Genomic DNA, 16489 nt, shown 5'->3' with positions numbered 1-16489 from the left:
ATAACATTTATCATAAGCAATGGTTTATTAACAATAAAAAGGTACTATATATTAATTAAATAACTATAAATTGGTAGGACCATGAAACTTATCCGCTATTTTTTATTAGGCCTGCTCTCATTTTCAACTGCTGGCTTTGCACAGGGAGAGCCTCTGCTCATCGCGGTGGATAATTTTTCTCCTCCCTTTGTGATGCGGGCAGGAAATAATGTATTTCACGGATTTGATGTGGAAATGATGGAGCATCTTTGTAAAATTATGAACAGGACCTGCCAGTACAAACCAGTCCATTTCCACTCCCTCTTGGAAGAGGTTGAAAATAAAACGAGTGAAGTGGCGCTCGGTGCCATTACCATAACGCCTGACCGTGCGACACGCGTCAATTTTACCGCTCCTTATATGTTAAGTCAGTTTCGATTCATGGGAAAACAAGCCTTAAGCCTGCAACACTTTAGTCTCGACCTTCTCTCTAATAAAAAAATTGGCGTTGAAGAAGGCACTTTGTTTCCGCAACTTATCCAAACCCTGGGTATCAAAAATCCACAAATAGAACTCTATGACACAGAGGACAACATTTTAGTTGCTCTACAGAATGGAGATATTGATCTGGCCTTGCTGGATAATGCAACTGCCATTTACTGGGCCAATCATTCTTCAGGTGTACTGGCTGTACTGGGGGAAAAAGAGACTTATGGTTTTGGGTATGGCATTGCCGTGAATAAAGATAATCTTGAATTACTGCAACAGTTAAACAACGCGATCAGCCAATATCACGCCAGTGATATTTTTAAGCAAGATTACGACAGGTATTTCGGAGATTTTAAGCCTTAATAACTTGAACCGGGGGAATAATGAATCATTTAACTCCTTTAAGCTCAGCAAAAGTATTGCACCCGCTGATTGGGCCGGACAGGTATTTTCCGAATAATTCAATTTACCCGTTATTGATTTATAAGAACGTATTTGATTTGGACGGACAATCAGTCGAGAATGTTCAGCAATTTCTGAAAGAAAACCAATGGATCAACTCCTGGCTGGATGTTGTTTATGATTATCAGCATTATCATAGCAATACTCATGAGACCCTGGTAATTTATTCGGGCCATTGCCAAGTACAATTTGGCGGCGATAATGGGATTATTTATGAAGTGAGCCGTGGCGATGTCGTTATAATTCCTGCAGGGGTTGCTCATAAAAACACAGGCAGCTCGGACGATTTTAAATGCATAGGCTCCTATCCCTTCGAGCGGGATTACGATGTTTGCTACGGACTTTTGGAAGAACATCCAAGGGTCGATGAAAACATCGCAGGAACAGGCCTGCCAGCCTGCGATCCGGTCTTTGGAACAAAGGGCGGGTTATTTGATTATTGGAAATCCTGAGATCTGGCTTATTTTCCCAGGGCCATACCAGGTCCCTTGAGTAACCTGTCGTCTTTGCGAACGAAGTGAAGCAATTCAGATCGAACTTGAAGAAAGTTAGGAAATGGATTGCTTCGCAGACGCTCGCAAAGACAGTTTGTACATCGATCCTCATTTTAGTAACCACACTACCTGTCGCGAGCTCCAAATCCTAGCTTGCTTCAAGACTCTATATCCAATAGATTACTGATAATGGACTGAATCTTATTCAAGGAGTGATTTTTTGCTTTCAAGGATAAACAAGTTTCAGCTTCATTTGACAACACATTGATTTTACTTCGGATGGTTTCATACAAATGAAGCTCTATATGTCTAACAGCTTCCAGATTGCTATCAATATTCTCTAAAAGACTGTGATATTTCCTTTTTCTTGCAGAGAACAGGCGCTGCTCGAGCCGGTCCATTAATTCTTTTAAATCCCTTTCACTCGCGCTGCAAGTGATTCGCATAAATGGACAGTCTTTTTCCAGCCCATAATAGGACAAAGGAGCTATCATTATTTTGTCTTCAAACAACAAATAATAGGCAAGTTCCTCACCGCTGTTGACTTTTCCTGTTCTTTGCAGTGCACGAGCCGCCTGTGCTGGAAGGTCTAAACCGAATAAATCAGAAAAATCACCCAGGGCATAAAAAGTTGCCTCAACCTGATAATCAGGATCGGGCATCTCAGCGCCCATTTCTTTTAATCGCATTAAAACATAGTCCACTTTCTTTTTGTAAAACAAAACCAGGTCCTCTCTTTCCTTTTCATCAAAATGAGCCATAGTTTCAGCATATGCCAATTGGGCAGAGCGAGGCGCGTGCAAGAAATAGTTAATATTTTTGTTCAACATTTCATTCATCACGAATTCGTCAAATACCAGAATCACCGCCATACGTTCGCCCGCCGCGGATAAGGCTTTTGTTGCTGAGCGCATGATCATAATGCGTTTTTTCAAGTCCGGAGCGATTTTTAAAAAGGAAGGGATTTTAACAAAGCTCATTTCTGTATAAGCTTCATCAAAAATAATAAATAAGTCAGGATAACGGCGAAGTACCTCTGCGATTTTGGCAAGCTCTTCCTCGGGAATCATTGTTCCCAGTGGGTTCGACGGATTACAGAATAATACGGCTTTGGGCCAGCCATGATCATCCTCAGCAAGGAAAAGCGCCTCCTGAATAGAGTCTTCCAAAGCCTGAGCGTTAATATGATAGCCTTTTTCTTTCATCACATGGATGGGATGCAAACGATGCAGCTCGTTGCTGGCATACGCTGAATAATGCGGAAAAGGCGTAATAATGCGATAACCTGGATATTCTTCATAATGCGTATTCAATGTTTCAAACATAATACGCAAAGCGCCAATACCCCCCACTGTAAACAGGACATTATCCGGGCTGATATCGGCTTCATACCAGGCAGACATAGTCTGCGCCATTAATTCACGAGGTCCTTTGTCCCCTCTGGGATCTCCATAATCAATCGCATGCTCGCCGTCAGTGTTATCGATATCAAGGCGTTCATTTTCGGCCAGATTTTCAAGCTTTTGCCAATATCCCAGAAAAGAACGAATAGTCTGTACATTGATGGGATAGGTCGGTTTCCCTACGCCTGCGAAAATAACTCTACTCTGTTGCTCTTCTTCTGCCAGTGTATTTGCCCATAGAGCCAGCAGCATGACTCTGTCAATTTTATTCGCGTGTAATCCATTTGGGGTAAGCATAACTGCATCCATTCATTATTTTGATTAAATCATAGCCCACTTTTGTGGAATTGTTTCAATATCTTATCGAGATTCCATTTGAATCTGGAAATGAAAGCAGCCATGGTTAGTGGAAAGTCTCATTCTGCCAAACCTAAGCGTTCCGCCTATCCTTCATTTATTAATGTATTGAATAAAATCAGAGTTCATTACAAAAATATTTTAAGCAATTTTGCAGGCTATTAAATTTTAGTCCCATTAAGGTTTGCGGACAAATTTCTGCCGGACTGCAGCGCTACGCACTTCAGCAGCTTTTATTTTTGGATCCGTTGCAGGACCTGTGACTGCTCCCACATTGGCACGTGCGGTCAGCGCTGCGTCCATAGCTTTACCCTTGAGATCATTGAGTACATCGATTCTATCTCTGATAGAGGACATTCCTCCGCCAGAGAGTTCTTCTAAATGGCTATCATTGAGATATTGTTTTTTCTTAGGCTGATGCTTGGGATGTTTAGTACGTTTTCTCATGGCACTTCTCATAAAACAACGAAGATTGTTAAATTATAGTAGAAGTTCACCAGAATTGTTCGATATTTAATCACTTATAGGGCGGCAATCCCGAAGCCTGGAAATGGGATTGCCTTAAGTCATTCACAATGGTTTAGTGAATTGTTTCGCCCTTCGTAAGGCAGTGGCTAATCACTTGTCGAGTGACGAAGTCACCCTGATTTGCACCATAGACTGATTTGAAATACTCGGCCAGTGTTCGCACCCAGCCAGAAATACGAAAATTCATTCGTTTTTCTTCTTTATCGACCACCAGTTCAAACAATCCAAGCGCCTCGCTTTTATTTTTATTGGCATATTCTTCCATGATCACTTGTGCTGTGTACATGTCTTTATCTCTGGTCGGCCAGTTTTTATTCATAATCACCCCTTTACTTCGATAGTATGGCAACTCTTAACGCAGCTTACTCCATGGTTAATTCCCATAGCAAGTTCAGCGGCTAGAGATATAGAATGCCATACTTTTTGTACAAAATCAATACAAACTTATCTTGTTTTTTACTGCTCAGATGCTTGTAGGGGTATCCCCTGCTGCTCTTGCCATAAAGTCACGAATAATACCATCACAATTGGCCCTACAAACAAACCAAGCAATCCTAACGTTTCAACTCCGCCCAATATTCCGAAAAGCACCGCTAAGAAAGGAAGCTCAATTGCACCGCCAATCAGCACTGGCTTGATAAAATGATCGGCAATAAACATCACCACGGTGCCCCATACTACTACCACAATGGCTGCCGCCAGGCTGCCGCTTGAAATCAATATTAATGCGACAAAGGTAAAAACGATGGGCACAATAAATGGGATCATCGCAGCAAAAGCAGTGATAAAACCAACCAGAGTTGGCGCTGGTACTCCGACGATGACATAACACAAACCCATTAAGATACCCACTCCAAGCCCAACCAGAATGGTACCGTTTACGGTGCCGCGAAGAGCCGATGGCAGACGGTCTGCATAGCGAAACCAGCGTTTCCCAAGGCAAATCTCTCCTACACGATTAATTTCCTGAAATAATTTATCTCCATCACGATAGAAGAAAAATAAGGTTAGAATGGTAAACCCAAGTTGAAAACCACGGTGGGCCAGATTAACCCCTACTTGCTTAATGTAATAACTCGCCGGCGTCAGTGAAATATGCAGGTTCGATAGAAAATTTCTGAGATTACCAGGCTGGCCAATATTATTTTGCCAGTAGTTTGTTAAATCTTTACCAAGCACTGGAATTTGCTGAATAATTCCTGGCGCATCTCCGCCCTCTTTATTAATTAATTGCAGATAATTAATAAAAACCTGCAGTTCCTTTACCAGTAAGGTGACCAGCCAGCTTAAAGGCAGTAGAAAAATCAAAGCCAGAATCGCTGTAAATAACAATGCGGCCCAATTACGGTGCCTGCCAAAAAACTGCTTCCAGCGCTTGTATAGCGGGTAGGTCGCAATTGCAATAATCGCTGCCCAGATCATGGAAGGAATAAATCGATGAACAATGAAAAGTGCGAGTAATACGATGCCGACAGTCAGGGCAATATTAATTAGTTCTTTATGGCTCTCATTCATCAGGAGAAACTCCAGATTAATAATTGTAAAATTATCCAGGCAGGAACAGCTGCAAGCACATCGTCAAACATAATTCCAAACCCGCCTTTAATTTTTTCATCAGCAATCGTAATAGGCCAGGGCTTCCAGATATCGAAAAGCCGAAATAGTAAAAATCCGATAATCATCCACGTCAGCCTGGGAGGCACTAAGGCCATTGTTAATAGAAGCCCGACGACCTCATCCCAGACAATTCCAGAATAATCATGTTCGCCAAGATCAGCGGATACTCGATCGCTGACATACACGCCAAGAATAAAAAACAGCAGAGTTATTAATAAATAGAGAGGCAGGGAGAGTGAGGACATCAGTAAGTAAATGGGAAAGGCGGCAAGCGTTCCCCAAGTGCCAGGTGCAACAGGAGCCAATCCGGCTCCAAAACCAAAGGCAATAAAATAAGCAGGATCCTGCCAGACTTTACTAGATAGGTTCATTGAATTCAACCTTTAAAAATGAGCAAACCCTTTGGGTATTAAAGGAGAAACTCTGCCTGTTTCTTGTAAAGATCGCAAGCCTTTTTCTTCTTCGATTACCCCTATTGGGTAGCAGGTCATTCCACTACGAGTTATTTCTTCAAAAAAAGTCTGCTGATGAATCTCGGGAATGGTAAAGCATAATTCATAATCATCACCGCCAGCAATGGCAAATTCTGTCGCATTCTGACGGTACTTACTGACTAAGGGATGAACAGGAACTTTTGACCAGGCGATGCAGGCACCTACGCCGCTTTGCTCACAGATGTGATTAAGATCTGCTGACAAGCCATCTGAAATATCAATGCATGCACTGGCCCACTGCTGTAAATAGCCAGTTAAATCAATACGTGGTACAGGATGAAGAAGCTTGTCCATGAGTATAGCTTTATCTTCAGCTAGAATAGTATCGTCCTGTAAATAGGCCACCGCTAAAGCCGCTGCACCAAGCTCTCCGCTAACCCAAACGGTATCGCCAGGCTTTGCATTACAACGTCTGACCGCCTTTCCTTTGGGAATAAGTCCATGAATAGTCAGGCTCAGGCTAAGGGGGCCTCTCGTTGTATCTCCCCCTACTAATGCGATGTTATAACGTTTCAATGCAGCCTTAAGGCCTAGAGAAAAACGGCCAAGCCAGTTTTCGCAGGCAGTCGGCATGGTAAGCGCTAAACTCATCCAGCAAGGTGCGGCAGCCATTGCCGCCATATCACTGACATTCACCATAACCGCCTTCCAGGCGATATCATAAGGATCCCATGCACTTAGGAAATGCACTTCAGCAACCAGTGTATCAGTGCTTACTACTAAATGCCTGTCTGGAGGAACCTCCAGGCAGGCTGCATCATCACCGATTCCAAAAACCACATCAGAGCGTTCGATTGCTCCTGATTTGAAAAAGGTATCGATAAGGGAGAACTCATTTAGGCTCAAGACTAACTTCCAGTGAACGAACTTTTCTTGAAAGATTATTGAGAACACCATTCACATAACGATGGCCATCCTGTGAGCCAAATTCGCGGGCCAGACTAACCGCTTCATCCAGAACTACTTTGTAAGGTATTTCCAGACAATACACGAGTTCATAGGCACCTATTCTTAATACAGTATGCTCGATTGGATTTAATTCCTGAAGCGATCGGTCCTGAAGAAACAATTCAAAACCGCTTTCCAGTTCCTGCAAATGCTTTGGAACACCGTAAAGCAAATTACAAAAATAGTCGGCATCGACTTTATCCATGTTATTAGCTACTCTGAACTGTGCTTCTATTTCGTGTAAGTCATGGCCAGACATTAACCATTGGTACAGCGCTTGTAATGCTAATCGCCGCGCTCGTCTTTTTCCTCGTATTGCTTCTTTTTCCACTATTACCTCAGGACGTTTTGTCGTTTTTCATTTGATCAATAGTTTGTCTGAAATCACTCACATCCTTAAATCGTTTATATACAGACGCAAACCTTACATAAGCTACATGATCCAATTTAAGTAATTGTTCCATAACCAGCTCACCTACCTGACGAGATTGTATTTCTCGCTCGCCACTACGTCGAATGTCCTGCGTAATGGCAACTATCGCTTCCTCCAGCAAATCCGTGCTAACCGGTCTCTTTTCAAGAGCCTTTTTCATTCCAAGACGTAAATTTTCCAGATTAAAAGGAACTCTTGCCCCGTCACGCTTGATGATATCCGGCATAATTAATTCCGCAGTTTCAAAGGTTGTAAACCGCTCGTTACATATGACGCACTGACGCCGCCTGCGTACCTGAGCTCCTTCGGCAACCAGGCGGGAATCGATGACTTTGGTTTCTTCTGCATGACAAAAGGGACAATACATGATTAACGATATACCGGAAATTCACGACACAATTGCAGTACTTGCGATCTTATGCGATCGATCACACTATCGTCGCCCATATGATCCAATACATCGCAAATCCATCCAGTCAGCAATTCTATCTCTTTTTCCTTAAATCCACGAGTAGTGACTGCCGGCGTACCAAGACGTAAGCCGCTGGTTACAAAAGGTGAACGGGGGTCATTAGGTACGGTATTTTTATTTACAGTAATATTCGCCCGTCCCAAAGCGGCATCCGCATCTTTACCCGTGTATTCCCTGCCAATTAGATTGACCAGCAGTAAATGGTTTTTAGTGCTGCCGGAAACAATGGGGTAGCCCCTTTCGATGAGGGTTTGAGCCATGGTCTTTGCATTAGTCAGCACTTGCTGCTGATACACTTTAAATTCCGGCTGCAAAGCTTCAGCGAAGGCAACCGCTTTTGCAGCGATAACATGCATTAACGGCCCGCCCTGATTCCCAGGGAAAACAGATGAATTCAATTTCTTTTCAATAACTTCATTAGCACGCGCAAGAATCATCCCGCCACGGGGGCCACGCAGGGTTTTATGTGTTGTTGTCGTTACCACATCTGCATAAGGAACAGGAGATGGGTATAATCCAGTGACAATCAAGCCGGCGACATGCGCCACATCCGCCATCAGATAAGCACCTACTGAATCAGCAATCGCACGAAATCTTGCCCAATCCAGTTCCTGAGAATAGGCTGAAAATCCTGCAATAATCATTTTTGGCTGATGCAGTCTGGCCTTTTCTTCCACTTCATCATAATTGATTAGACCGCTGTGCGGGTCAACACCATACTCATGAGAATTATAAATTTTTCCGGAAAAATTTACCTTTGAACCATGCGTCAAATGCCCACCATGCGGAAGCGCCATGCCAAGTACCGAATCACCTGGTGACAGTAAAGCCATCATCGCCGCTGCATTTGCCTGAGAACCTGAGTGCGGCTGAACATTGACATAATCGGCGGCGAATAACTGCTTTGCACGCTCAATGGCCAGGTTTTCAGCGATATCCACGTATTCACAACCACCGTAATATCGCTTACCAGGATATCCTTCGGCATACTTATTGGTTAAGACACTGCCTTGCGCAGCCAGCACACGCGGACTGGCATAATTTTCAGACGCGATGAGTTCAATATGCTCTTCCTGACGTTTATTTTCAGCCTCAATGGCTTGCCAGAGTTGTTCATCAAACCCGGCTATCGTGTACTGGCTATCAAACATAACTTTCCTTACTTGCTTACGATTGAATAATTGTAGTTTAACGAGTGTTTAACAGCAAAAATATTATCTGCAAAAGCCCTGACTTAGATGAATCCTCTCTCCCTCAGGGAGAGAGTCAGAGAGAGGGGTTTAAAATCACCCCTACCTTTATTTCACAATCAAATCATTTCGCACGCGTCTTACATCTGGAATACTTCTTACTATTAGCGCCGCTCTGTTTTTGATGATCGGGCTGTTGACAAAGCCACTCAGCTGGACTTCATCCTTAAAGGTTTTAACCTGAATGGAAAGGCTCTCTGGCCCCAGCTCATCAACAAGCTTTGCCTTTGCTCTGGCAGTGATTGAAGTACTGTCCAGATATTGTCCGGTACTTTCACGAGTGGGAGTAGCGGAACAGGCAAGCAAAGCAAATGCAGCGAACGCAATCAACAGGCTTTTAGTAAATGACAACATTTCACAAAACTCCTTCATAGAAAATTCAGGAGGGCAAGAGTATCATATCCTGACCTTATAGTCATGATCTCTGTTTAAGCTCCCTTTCTGGTTAAAATTTGAAATTATTTGAATAAAGTGGTTGATTATGCATCTATCGATAGGTAGAATAAGCGTTATGAATATTACGACGATGCAAGAAAAAATTCTGAATACCGCTGAAACATTGATCCAGAAAATGGGTTACAACGCTTTTAGCTATAAAGATATTGCGCAGGTAGTAGGGATTAAAACCTCAAGTATACATTATTACTATCCCGCAAAAGAGGACCTGGCTATTGCTGTAATTGACTGGCAACTGCACCGACTGTCGTTGTATTTAAACGAATTGGAATTAAACTCCACTTTGAGCTTACAACAAAAGTTAATCAGCCTGGTCGATAAACTAATGCTTTTGACAGTTCATGATGAAATGAAAATGTGCTTGGGGGGCATGCTGGCATCGGATGTGATTTCATTACCGGAAAGGCTTCGAATCAAAGTTCGTTCATTTTTTAATATTTTAGAGAAATGGCTGACTCATGTGATCAGTGAGGGATCCTCTGATAAAGAACAATGGGACGCTTTACAATCCAGGGAACTTTCAAGAAATTTGCTGGTTCAATTGGAAGGCGGGTTGCTACTGTCCAGATTATACGAGGATATATCTTATGTGGAACCTGTGAAATCGTTTATAAAGAGAGTATTTTAATTTTTTTATCGAATTTATCTATCTACTGATAGATGCATTGGAGGTGAACATGAAGAAAAAATGGTTAAGTTTATGCGCCCTTACCTGCGGTTTAATAACTTCTGCTTATGCGAGTATGACAATGAAAGCAATTAATGAAAAAACTATTAAGGACACTACCTATATCCCTATGATCAGCAATCAAGGTGTTGAGGAAAGATTTGAACAATTTTTGCGAAAAGGCGCCCAGATGGTTAACAAAACCGAGCCCAATACGGCACTTTGGTTTGCTTTAAAACAAGATAATCACTTTGCTATCTTTGATGTTTTTTTCAATAAGCAAGGAAGAGAGGAGCATTTTGCAGGCCTTGTCGCCAATGCCCTGAAGGAGAATTCCTCGCAATTAGTATCAGGTGGATGGGAGCAAGGCGTATTAGCAAATATTAATAATTATGATCTTATCGCCTCCAGTCACTTTGATAAGGACAAGGTCTTAACAGCAAAGGAAGCATCTTATATTTATTTCAAGGCAAAATCGGGTAAAAGTCATGAGTTGGAGAGCTTCCTGAAAGAAGGAGCCAAACTTATAAATACAACAGAACCAGGAACGCATTTTTGGCTCGCCTTAAAAACCGATAACAACACCTATGCCATTTTCGATGCCTTTAAGGATAAGAATGCTCAAAAAGCACATTTTTCTGGTGAGGTGGCTGCTGCGCTGCAAAAAAATGCGGATGATCTGATTGACGGAGGATGGGAGCAAGGAGTTCTTGCTCATGTTTCTAATTTTCAGATTATAGCGGTGGCTTAACTATAAGTACATTGATGATGGAGCATAACTAGAAGCTATCGTCTTTGCGAACGAAGTGAAGCAATCCAGATCGAATCCTGAACAAAGTTAAGAGCTGGATTGCTTCGCTGACGCTCGCAAAGACAGTTTTTGTGCACTTCAGTCTTAGCAGTTCCCTGCTTGTGTTTTATTAGCAGGGACGAATTAAGAAAACTTAACCGTGACCGTGTGATTTACTACCAGGAGCACTTAGATGCCCGTGGTTATTCGCGGCATATTTTTTGTGATGACGTGTATCAGGTGCCGGCTCTCGAGCCACATGAGTCGGGCGGTGTCCATGATAACTACGTTCCAAAGGCTTTTTTCGTACCGGTGTAACAGTATGTCCATGTGTGTTAACTGCAGCTACATAATGCCGAGCCATAATCTGAACCTGAGCAGAAGGCAGAGGATGTGAATGGTTCTCAACAATAACAGCAGTAGAATTTCCAATTGCCGGCAGCAGCGCTAATATTCCAAAAAAACGTTTCATATTAACTCCAGACCATTAATTTGCAGGGAAATGGCACGAGGATTCTCGTGCCATTGGATGTAAACTATTTAGATTCTAATTTGAATTTTGGTTGCTTATTCAGATAGGGAACAATGCGGACTGTGCTGTTAACCCGGGTATATCCAGAGTAAATGTGATAACCACTGAAAGTCACAACATCCAGATACATTGTCTTATGGCAGTAGCCATAGTAGAACAAATCAATGTAGTGTGGGCTTTCAAAAGTGTAAACATCAAAAGGAGTCAGCGTAGTACCATCATCAAAAGTGCCATAAACAGTTACGTTATCGAAACTGCTGTTAATAATTTCAATTTCACAATAACCAGGAAGCATAGCTCCTTTTTGAGTGCTAGCTTGAGCTTGAACAGCGTCAGCTTTTGGATAAACATGGTGGTTTTCCGCGTAGGAAGAACCTAACAAACCGAAACAGCTAACAAACAACAAGGCTTTTAATTTCATAACTAGTCCAAGTGATAAATGGAAATCGAATGTTAACAAAGTGTTGTATTTAGTCAACAGGTTTTTTTTGTGTCCATAGTTTTACCTCTTTTTTGATTGAATTTAATAATAATTTTCTTCTCTGGAACTAGCGCTTAATTATGATATATTACTCAGCCATTCATACTCTTGAAACAAACAGTTCTCATAGGAAGCAGCATGAAAAAACGCATGGCAATTATGATTTCCGCTTTAATAGTTGTTTTTGGTGGATTAATTGCTTTTAACTTATTCAAAAGCATTATGATGAAGCGTTTTTTTGCAAGCTATGAAGCGCCCGCAGTGACCGTATCCAGTGTAACAGCGATTCAAAAAAGCTGGGAACCTCACCTGCCCGCAGTCGGTAATTTTGTTGCGATCAATGGGGTCGATGTGAATTCCCAAGCTGCAGGAAACGTGGTCAAAATTCATTTTGAATCAGGTCAATACGTTGAAAAAGATCAGCTATTAATTGATATTGATGACACTGTGGATCAGGCTACATTAAAGTTTAATCAGGCACAGCTTGCTCTCAGGGATATCAGTTATAAAAGACAGGCTGACCTTTTCAAGCGTGGAGCTACCCCAATATCCAACGTGGATGAAGCGAAGGCCAGTCTGGAACAGGCACAGGCAAATGTTGAAAAAACACAGGCAGAAATCTATCAGAAGCACATACGCTCTCCCTTCTCAGGTCAGTTAGGAATTCGACAGGTTAATCTGGGACAGTATGTAAGTCCCGGACAGACAGCAATCGTTAGCCTGCAATCCCTGGATCCTTTATATCTTGAATTTTATTTACCTGAGCAGCTTCTGAAAAAACTGCATCTCAATCAACAAATTCATTTCACTATTGAATCCTATCCCAACATGGTTTTTGAAGGAAAAATCACCGCATTAAACTCCAAAGTCGATACAAATACACACAATATTCTTGTGCAGGCGACGTTGCCTAACTGCCCTCTGGAAGCACTGAAAGCACCCGAGCAATCTACGCTGGTTAAAGCAGCAAAGCAGGAAGGCAGCTCAAAAATAACGGTGTCCTGTAACAGTGAGCTTAATGCGAAGAATCACGTAAGCCAATTCGCGTTTATTCCCGGAATGTTCAGCGCCATTTCGGTCGAACAACCAGCTATTCCGAATGTGGTTGTTCTGCCATCCACAGCCATTTCCTACAGTCTATATGGCAACTCGGTTTTTATCATTGAGAAAGATAAAGAAGGAAAGAAAGATCAGGACGGCAATGATCTGTTATATGTCAAACGGGTTTTTGTCAGTACTGGCGAACAGGAAGGCAATTTAACCGTCATTACTAAAGGTGTTGAGGCAGGACAGCAGGTTGTCAGCTCCGGAGAATTGAAACTACAGAATGGAACACGAGTGATAATCAACAATAGTATCCCCATGAACACCGTGAATAATCCCGACAGCTTAGGGCAGTAGAGGATATGCCGGACTGTTGTCCGGCATTGTACATTACAGGATTTTTTTATGAATTTTACTGATCTGTTTATCAAGCGGCCCGTGCTGGCTACTGTGGTGAGTTTATTGATTTTTCTATTCGGGCTGAACTCGATTAGCACCATGCAAATTCGCCAATATCCGCGGATGGATAATACCATCATTACAGTCACTACAGCCTATCCCGGGGCTGATGCTAATCTGATTGCCGGATTTATAACCACTCCACTTGAGGCAGCTGTAGCCAGCGCGGAAGGGATTGATTATATGACATCGACCAGTACTCAGGGTTTGAGCACAATCACTCTCAATATTAAACTGAACTTTAATCCGCAGGTCGCTTTTACTGATGTGATGAGTAAAGTCCAGCAAACCTTAAATCAGCTGCCTCCGGAATCGCAGCAGCCAGTAATCATAAAAAGCTCCGATACCTCTACTCCCCTGATGTATATTAGTCTCGACAGCGATTCGATGACGCCGCAGCAAATTACTGATTACGCGGTTCGTGTGGTTCAACCGCAGTTACAGACAGTAGACGGAGTGGCGCAGGCTCAGATTCTCGGTGGAGCTACTTATTCAATGCGTATCTTTCTCGATCCGATAAAAATGGCCGCTTTGAATGTCTCCCCATCCGAGGTATCCAGCGTACTCGCCAAGAATAACTTTCTTACAGCGGCTGGCAGCACTAAAGGAGAATACGTCGCAGTCAATATGACCGCGAAAACGGATTTGAATGATGCCCAGGAATTCGGTCGATTGATTATTCGCAGCGATAAAAACTCGATTATTCGACTGAAGGACGTGGGTAATGTGATTCTAGGCTCACAGGACTACAATACCACAGTCACTTTTAACGGTAAAAAAGCGGTTTTTCTGGCGATTACACCGACGCCCACCGCAAATCCCCTAACGGTCATTAAAGATGCTCGCAAACTGTTTCCAGGAATCGTGCGGGACTTCCCTCCCTCTTTGACCGGAACAATTGTTTATGACGCCACCGATTTTATCCGCGCATCGATCAAAGAAGTAATATTAACCATTGCGGAAGCAGCTCTCATTGTCGTGGTAGTGATTTTCCTGTTCCTTGGTTCCCTGCGATCCGTGATCATTCCGGTAATCACTATTCCGCTGTCACTGGTCGGTGTTTGTACGCTGATGCTCTTCCTTGGGTATTCAGTTAACCTTTTAACCTTGCTTGCCTTTGTACTCGCGATTGGTCTGGTTGTGGATGACGCCATTGTGGTTGTGGAAAATGTTCACCGCCATATTGAAGAAGGCTTAAGTCCCTTCCAGGCGGCATTAACAGGTGCTCGTGAAATCGCCGTCCCCGTCATCGCGATGACGATTACCCTGGCTGCCGTCTATGCACCCATTGGTTTTATGGGGGGATTAACAGGCGCTCTTTTCAAAGAGTTTGCGTTTACACTCGCCTGTGCGGTAATTATTTCAGGGATTATTGCGCTGACACTGACACCTATGATGTGTTCCAGGTTACTCACTGCGGAGATGAGCAGCGGCCGTTTTGTCCAATTCCTTGATAAGCGTTTTCATAATTTAAAAATACGCTATCAGCGTATGCTGCACAGTTTGCTGGACACACGAGCCATTATGCTGGTGTTTGCAGCCGTCGTTTTGCTAATGCTTCCTTATTTATATAACAGCATCCCCACCGAGACCGCTCCTGAAGAAGATCAGGGCTTTTTTATTGTTGTACCCACCGCCCCACAATATGCCACTATTAATTACATCGAAACGTTTACCAAAGCATTCGATGAAATTTATAAAACCATTCCTGAAACAGCTCATTTTTTTAATTTGAATTCGGTGTCAACGCAATCGATTTCCGGGATGGTTTTAAAACCCTGGGATGAGCGCAAACGAACTGAGTTTGAAATGAAAGAGCCCTTACAGGCCAAGCTTGATCAAGTAGCGGGTTTAAAAGCGTTTGCGGTGATTCCTCCTCCATTACCTGGTGGCGGTTCGGGAACACCAGTCCAGTTTGTGATTAAGACGACTAATGATTTCCAAACCTTATTTGAAGTATCCAATCAGCTGATTGCCAAGGCGCAGGCCAGCGGCTTATTTATCTATCTGGATAACAGCCTTAAATTTAACCAGCCTGAAATCGAGTTTGAGATTAACCGCTCAAAAGCCTCTGATCTGGGTCTGGATATGCAGGCGGTTGGCAGCAGCCTGACCAGCGCCCTCTCCGGCAATTATGTCAATTATTTCAATCTGCAGGGCCGAAGTTATGAAGTTATACCCCAGCTCGATCGTCGTTTTCGCCTGACCACAGAGCAACTTGGATGGATTTATGTAAAAACAGCTAGCGGAACAATGGTTCCCTTATCCACTGTGGTCACACCAAAGGCCAAAACGCAGCCTAATGCAGTTTCACATTTCCAGCAATTAAACTCAGCCACTATCCAGGCGGTAATGATGCCTGGAACCACTTTGGGGGAAGCCTTGAACTTTTTGGAGGCAGAGGCAAAAAATACTTTACCAAAAGGATATACTTACGACTTTGGCGGGCAGTCAAGGCAATTTATACAGGAAGGAAACGCCTTAATCTTTGCTTTTTTTATGGCGATTATTGTGATTTTTCTGGTGCTGTCTGCCCAGTATGAAAGTTTTCGCGATCCGTTAATCGTTCTTATCAGCGTACCGATGTCCATTTGCGGAGCATTGATTCCACTGAGCTTTGGAGCGGCCAGTATTAATATTTATACACAGGTTGGATTAATTACCCTGATTGGCTTAATCAGTAAACACGGGATTTTGATCGTTGACTTTGCCAACCAGCTTCAAAAGGAAAGAGGACTTGATCGTCGCCAGGCCGTAGAGGAAGCCGCAGGCATTCGATTAAGACCAATTCTTATGACCACAGCTGCAATGGTTTTCGGCGTTATTCCCTTATTAATGGCTACAGGAGCTGGAGCAGTAAGCCGCTTCGATATAGGTCTTGTTATTGCCGCAGGACTGCTGGTAGGAACTGGCTTCACCTTGTTTGTAGTACCCACAATGTATTCCTACATTGCAGAAGATCATCGCGAACAGAAAAATCCTGATGCGCTTAGTCCATAAGACTAACCGGGAGTGCTAATTAAACTGTGTCATTACTCACAGGCACGCCGTCATCTCGAACGCAGTGAGAGATCTCCAAAATCTGACAGGGCATGAGACAGTTTGATGAACACTCTCGACTATCCTGAATGCCG

At 43.0% G+C, this 16489-nt stretch carries 18 protein-coding genes; 6 read left to right on the top strand and 12 right to left on the bottom strand.

From position 1 onward, the window contains the following. The first annotated feature begins 81 nt into the window (after positions 1-81). Positions 82-831 carry a transporter substrate-binding domain-containing protein gene (locus E1O89_RS00430; protein WP_133138455.1) on the top strand — a complete coding sequence of 250 codons (750 nt, stop codon included), beginning with the start codon at positions 82-84 and terminating at the stop codon, positions 829-831. A 20-nt stretch (positions 832-851) separates the two neighbouring features. Then, positions 852-1382 (top strand): cupin domain-containing protein, encoded by a 531-nt coding sequence (locus E1O89_RS00425; RefSeq protein WP_133138454.1) that lies wholly within the window; start codon positions 852-854, stop codon positions 1380-1382. Between the two features lie 200 nt (positions 1383-1582). Here the strand turns inward: E1O89_RS00425 and E1O89_RS00420 are convergent, their stop codons facing one another. The 10 genes from E1O89_RS00420 to E1O89_RS00375 form a co-directional block, all read right to left on the bottom strand. Next, complete coding sequence (locus E1O89_RS00420; protein ID WP_133138453.1) at positions 1583-3124, bottom strand: pyridoxal phosphate-dependent aminotransferase; 1542 nt, start codon at positions 3122-3124, stop codon at positions 1583-1585. A 237-nt stretch (positions 3125-3361) separates the two neighbouring features. After that, positions 3362-3631 (bottom strand): hypothetical protein, encoded by a 270-nt coding sequence (locus E1O89_RS00415; RefSeq protein ID WP_133138452.1) that lies wholly within the window; start codon positions 3629-3631, stop codon positions 3362-3364. Positions 3632-3764: 133 nt separating this feature from the next. Further along, complete coding sequence (locus tag E1O89_RS00410) at positions 3765-4031, bottom strand: hypothetical protein (RefSeq protein ID WP_112220837.1); 267 nt, start codon at positions 4029-4031, stop codon at positions 3765-3767. Between the two features lie 137 nt (positions 4032-4168). Further along, entirely contained in the window at positions 4169-5227 is a 1059-nt protein-coding gene (locus tag E1O89_RS00405; RefSeq protein WP_133138451.1) for an AI-2E family transporter, read from the bottom strand. Next, positions 5227-5709 carry a phosphatidylglycerophosphatase A gene (locus E1O89_RS00400; protein ID WP_133138450.1) on the bottom strand — a complete coding sequence of 161 codons (483 nt, stop codon included), beginning with the start codon at positions 5707-5709 and terminating at the stop codon, positions 5227-5229. Before E1O89_RS00400 ends, E1O89_RS00405 begins: the two co-directional genes overlap by 1 nt. Before the next feature lie 3 nt (positions 5710-5712). After that, entirely contained in the window at positions 5713-6720 is a 1008-nt protein-coding gene (gene thiL, locus E1O89_RS00395; protein WP_133138449.1) for a thiamine-phosphate kinase, read from the bottom strand. After that, positions 6656-7102: a transcription antitermination factor NusB gene (gene nusB, locus E1O89_RS00390; RefSeq protein WP_112220833.1), complete on the bottom strand. Its 447-nt coding sequence runs from the start codon at positions 7100-7102 to the stop codon at positions 6656-6658. The genes thiL and nusB overlap by 65 nt, the downstream gene beginning before the upstream one ends. Positions 7103-7109: 7 nt before the next feature. After that, positions 7110-7571 carry a transcriptional regulator NrdR gene (gene nrdR / locus E1O89_RS00385; protein WP_058506149.1) on the bottom strand — a complete coding sequence of 154 codons (462 nt, stop codon included), beginning with the start codon at positions 7569-7571 and terminating at the stop codon, positions 7110-7112. 2 nt (positions 7572-7573) lie between these two features. Next, positions 7574-8827: a serine hydroxymethyltransferase gene (glyA, locus tag E1O89_RS00380; protein ID WP_133138448.1), complete on the bottom strand. Its 1254-nt coding sequence runs from the start codon at positions 8825-8827 to the stop codon at positions 7574-7576. A 147-nt stretch (positions 8828-8974) separates the two neighbouring features. Further along, the gene (locus E1O89_RS00375; protein ID WP_133138447.1) at positions 8975-9280 is read right to left on the bottom strand and encodes a BON domain-containing protein; all 306 of its coding nucleotides are present in this window, start codon (positions 9278-9280) and stop codon (positions 8975-8977) included. A 127-nt stretch (positions 9281-9407) separates the two neighbouring features. Between E1O89_RS00375 and E1O89_RS00370 the strand changes: the two genes are divergently transcribed. After that, positions 9408-10010 carry a TetR/AcrR family transcriptional regulator gene (locus tag E1O89_RS00370; protein WP_262337351.1) on the top strand — a complete coding sequence of 201 codons (603 nt, stop codon included), beginning with the start codon at positions 9408-9410 and terminating at the stop codon, positions 10008-10010. 49 nt (positions 10011-10059) lie between these two features. Continuing rightward, positions 10060-10800, top strand: coding sequence for a putative quinol monooxygenase (locus E1O89_RS00365; protein ID WP_262337350.1), 741 nt, complete (start codon positions 10060-10062; stop codon positions 10798-10800). A gap of 193 nt (positions 10801-10993) precedes the next feature. On the opposite strand, the gene E1O89_RS00360 is transcribed toward E1O89_RS00365, so the two are convergent. After that, the gene (locus E1O89_RS00360) at positions 10994-11311 is read right to left on the bottom strand and encodes a hypothetical protein (RefSeq protein ID WP_133138446.1); all 318 of its coding nucleotides are present in this window, start codon (positions 11309-11311) and stop codon (positions 10994-10996) included. A 64-nt stretch (positions 11312-11375) separates the two neighbouring features. Then, the gene (locus E1O89_RS00355; RefSeq protein ID WP_112220827.1) at positions 11376-11792 is read right to left on the bottom strand and encodes a hypothetical protein; all 417 of its coding nucleotides are present in this window, start codon (positions 11790-11792) and stop codon (positions 11376-11378) included. Between the two features lie 198 nt (positions 11793-11990). On the opposite strand from E1O89_RS00355, the gene E1O89_RS00350 reads away from it, so the two are divergent. Continuing rightward, positions 11991-13253 (top strand): efflux RND transporter periplasmic adaptor subunit, encoded by a 1263-nt coding sequence (locus E1O89_RS00350; RefSeq protein WP_133138445.1) that lies wholly within the window; start codon positions 11991-11993, stop codon positions 13251-13253. Between the two features lie 48 nt (positions 13254-13301). Then, the gene (locus E1O89_RS00345) at positions 13302-16355 is read left to right on the top strand and encodes an efflux RND transporter permease subunit (RefSeq protein WP_133138444.1); all 3054 of its coding nucleotides are present in this window, start codon (positions 13302-13304) and stop codon (positions 16353-16355) included. Positions 16356-16489 lie beyond the last annotated feature (134 nt).

The sequence above is a fragment of the Legionella genomosp. 1 genome (genome assembly GCF_900640215.1).
GTDB lineage: Bacteria > Pseudomonadota > Gammaproteobacteria > Legionellales > Legionellaceae > Legionella_C > Legionella_C quinlivanii_A.
This window is presented reverse-complemented; position numbering and strand designations above follow the sequence as displayed.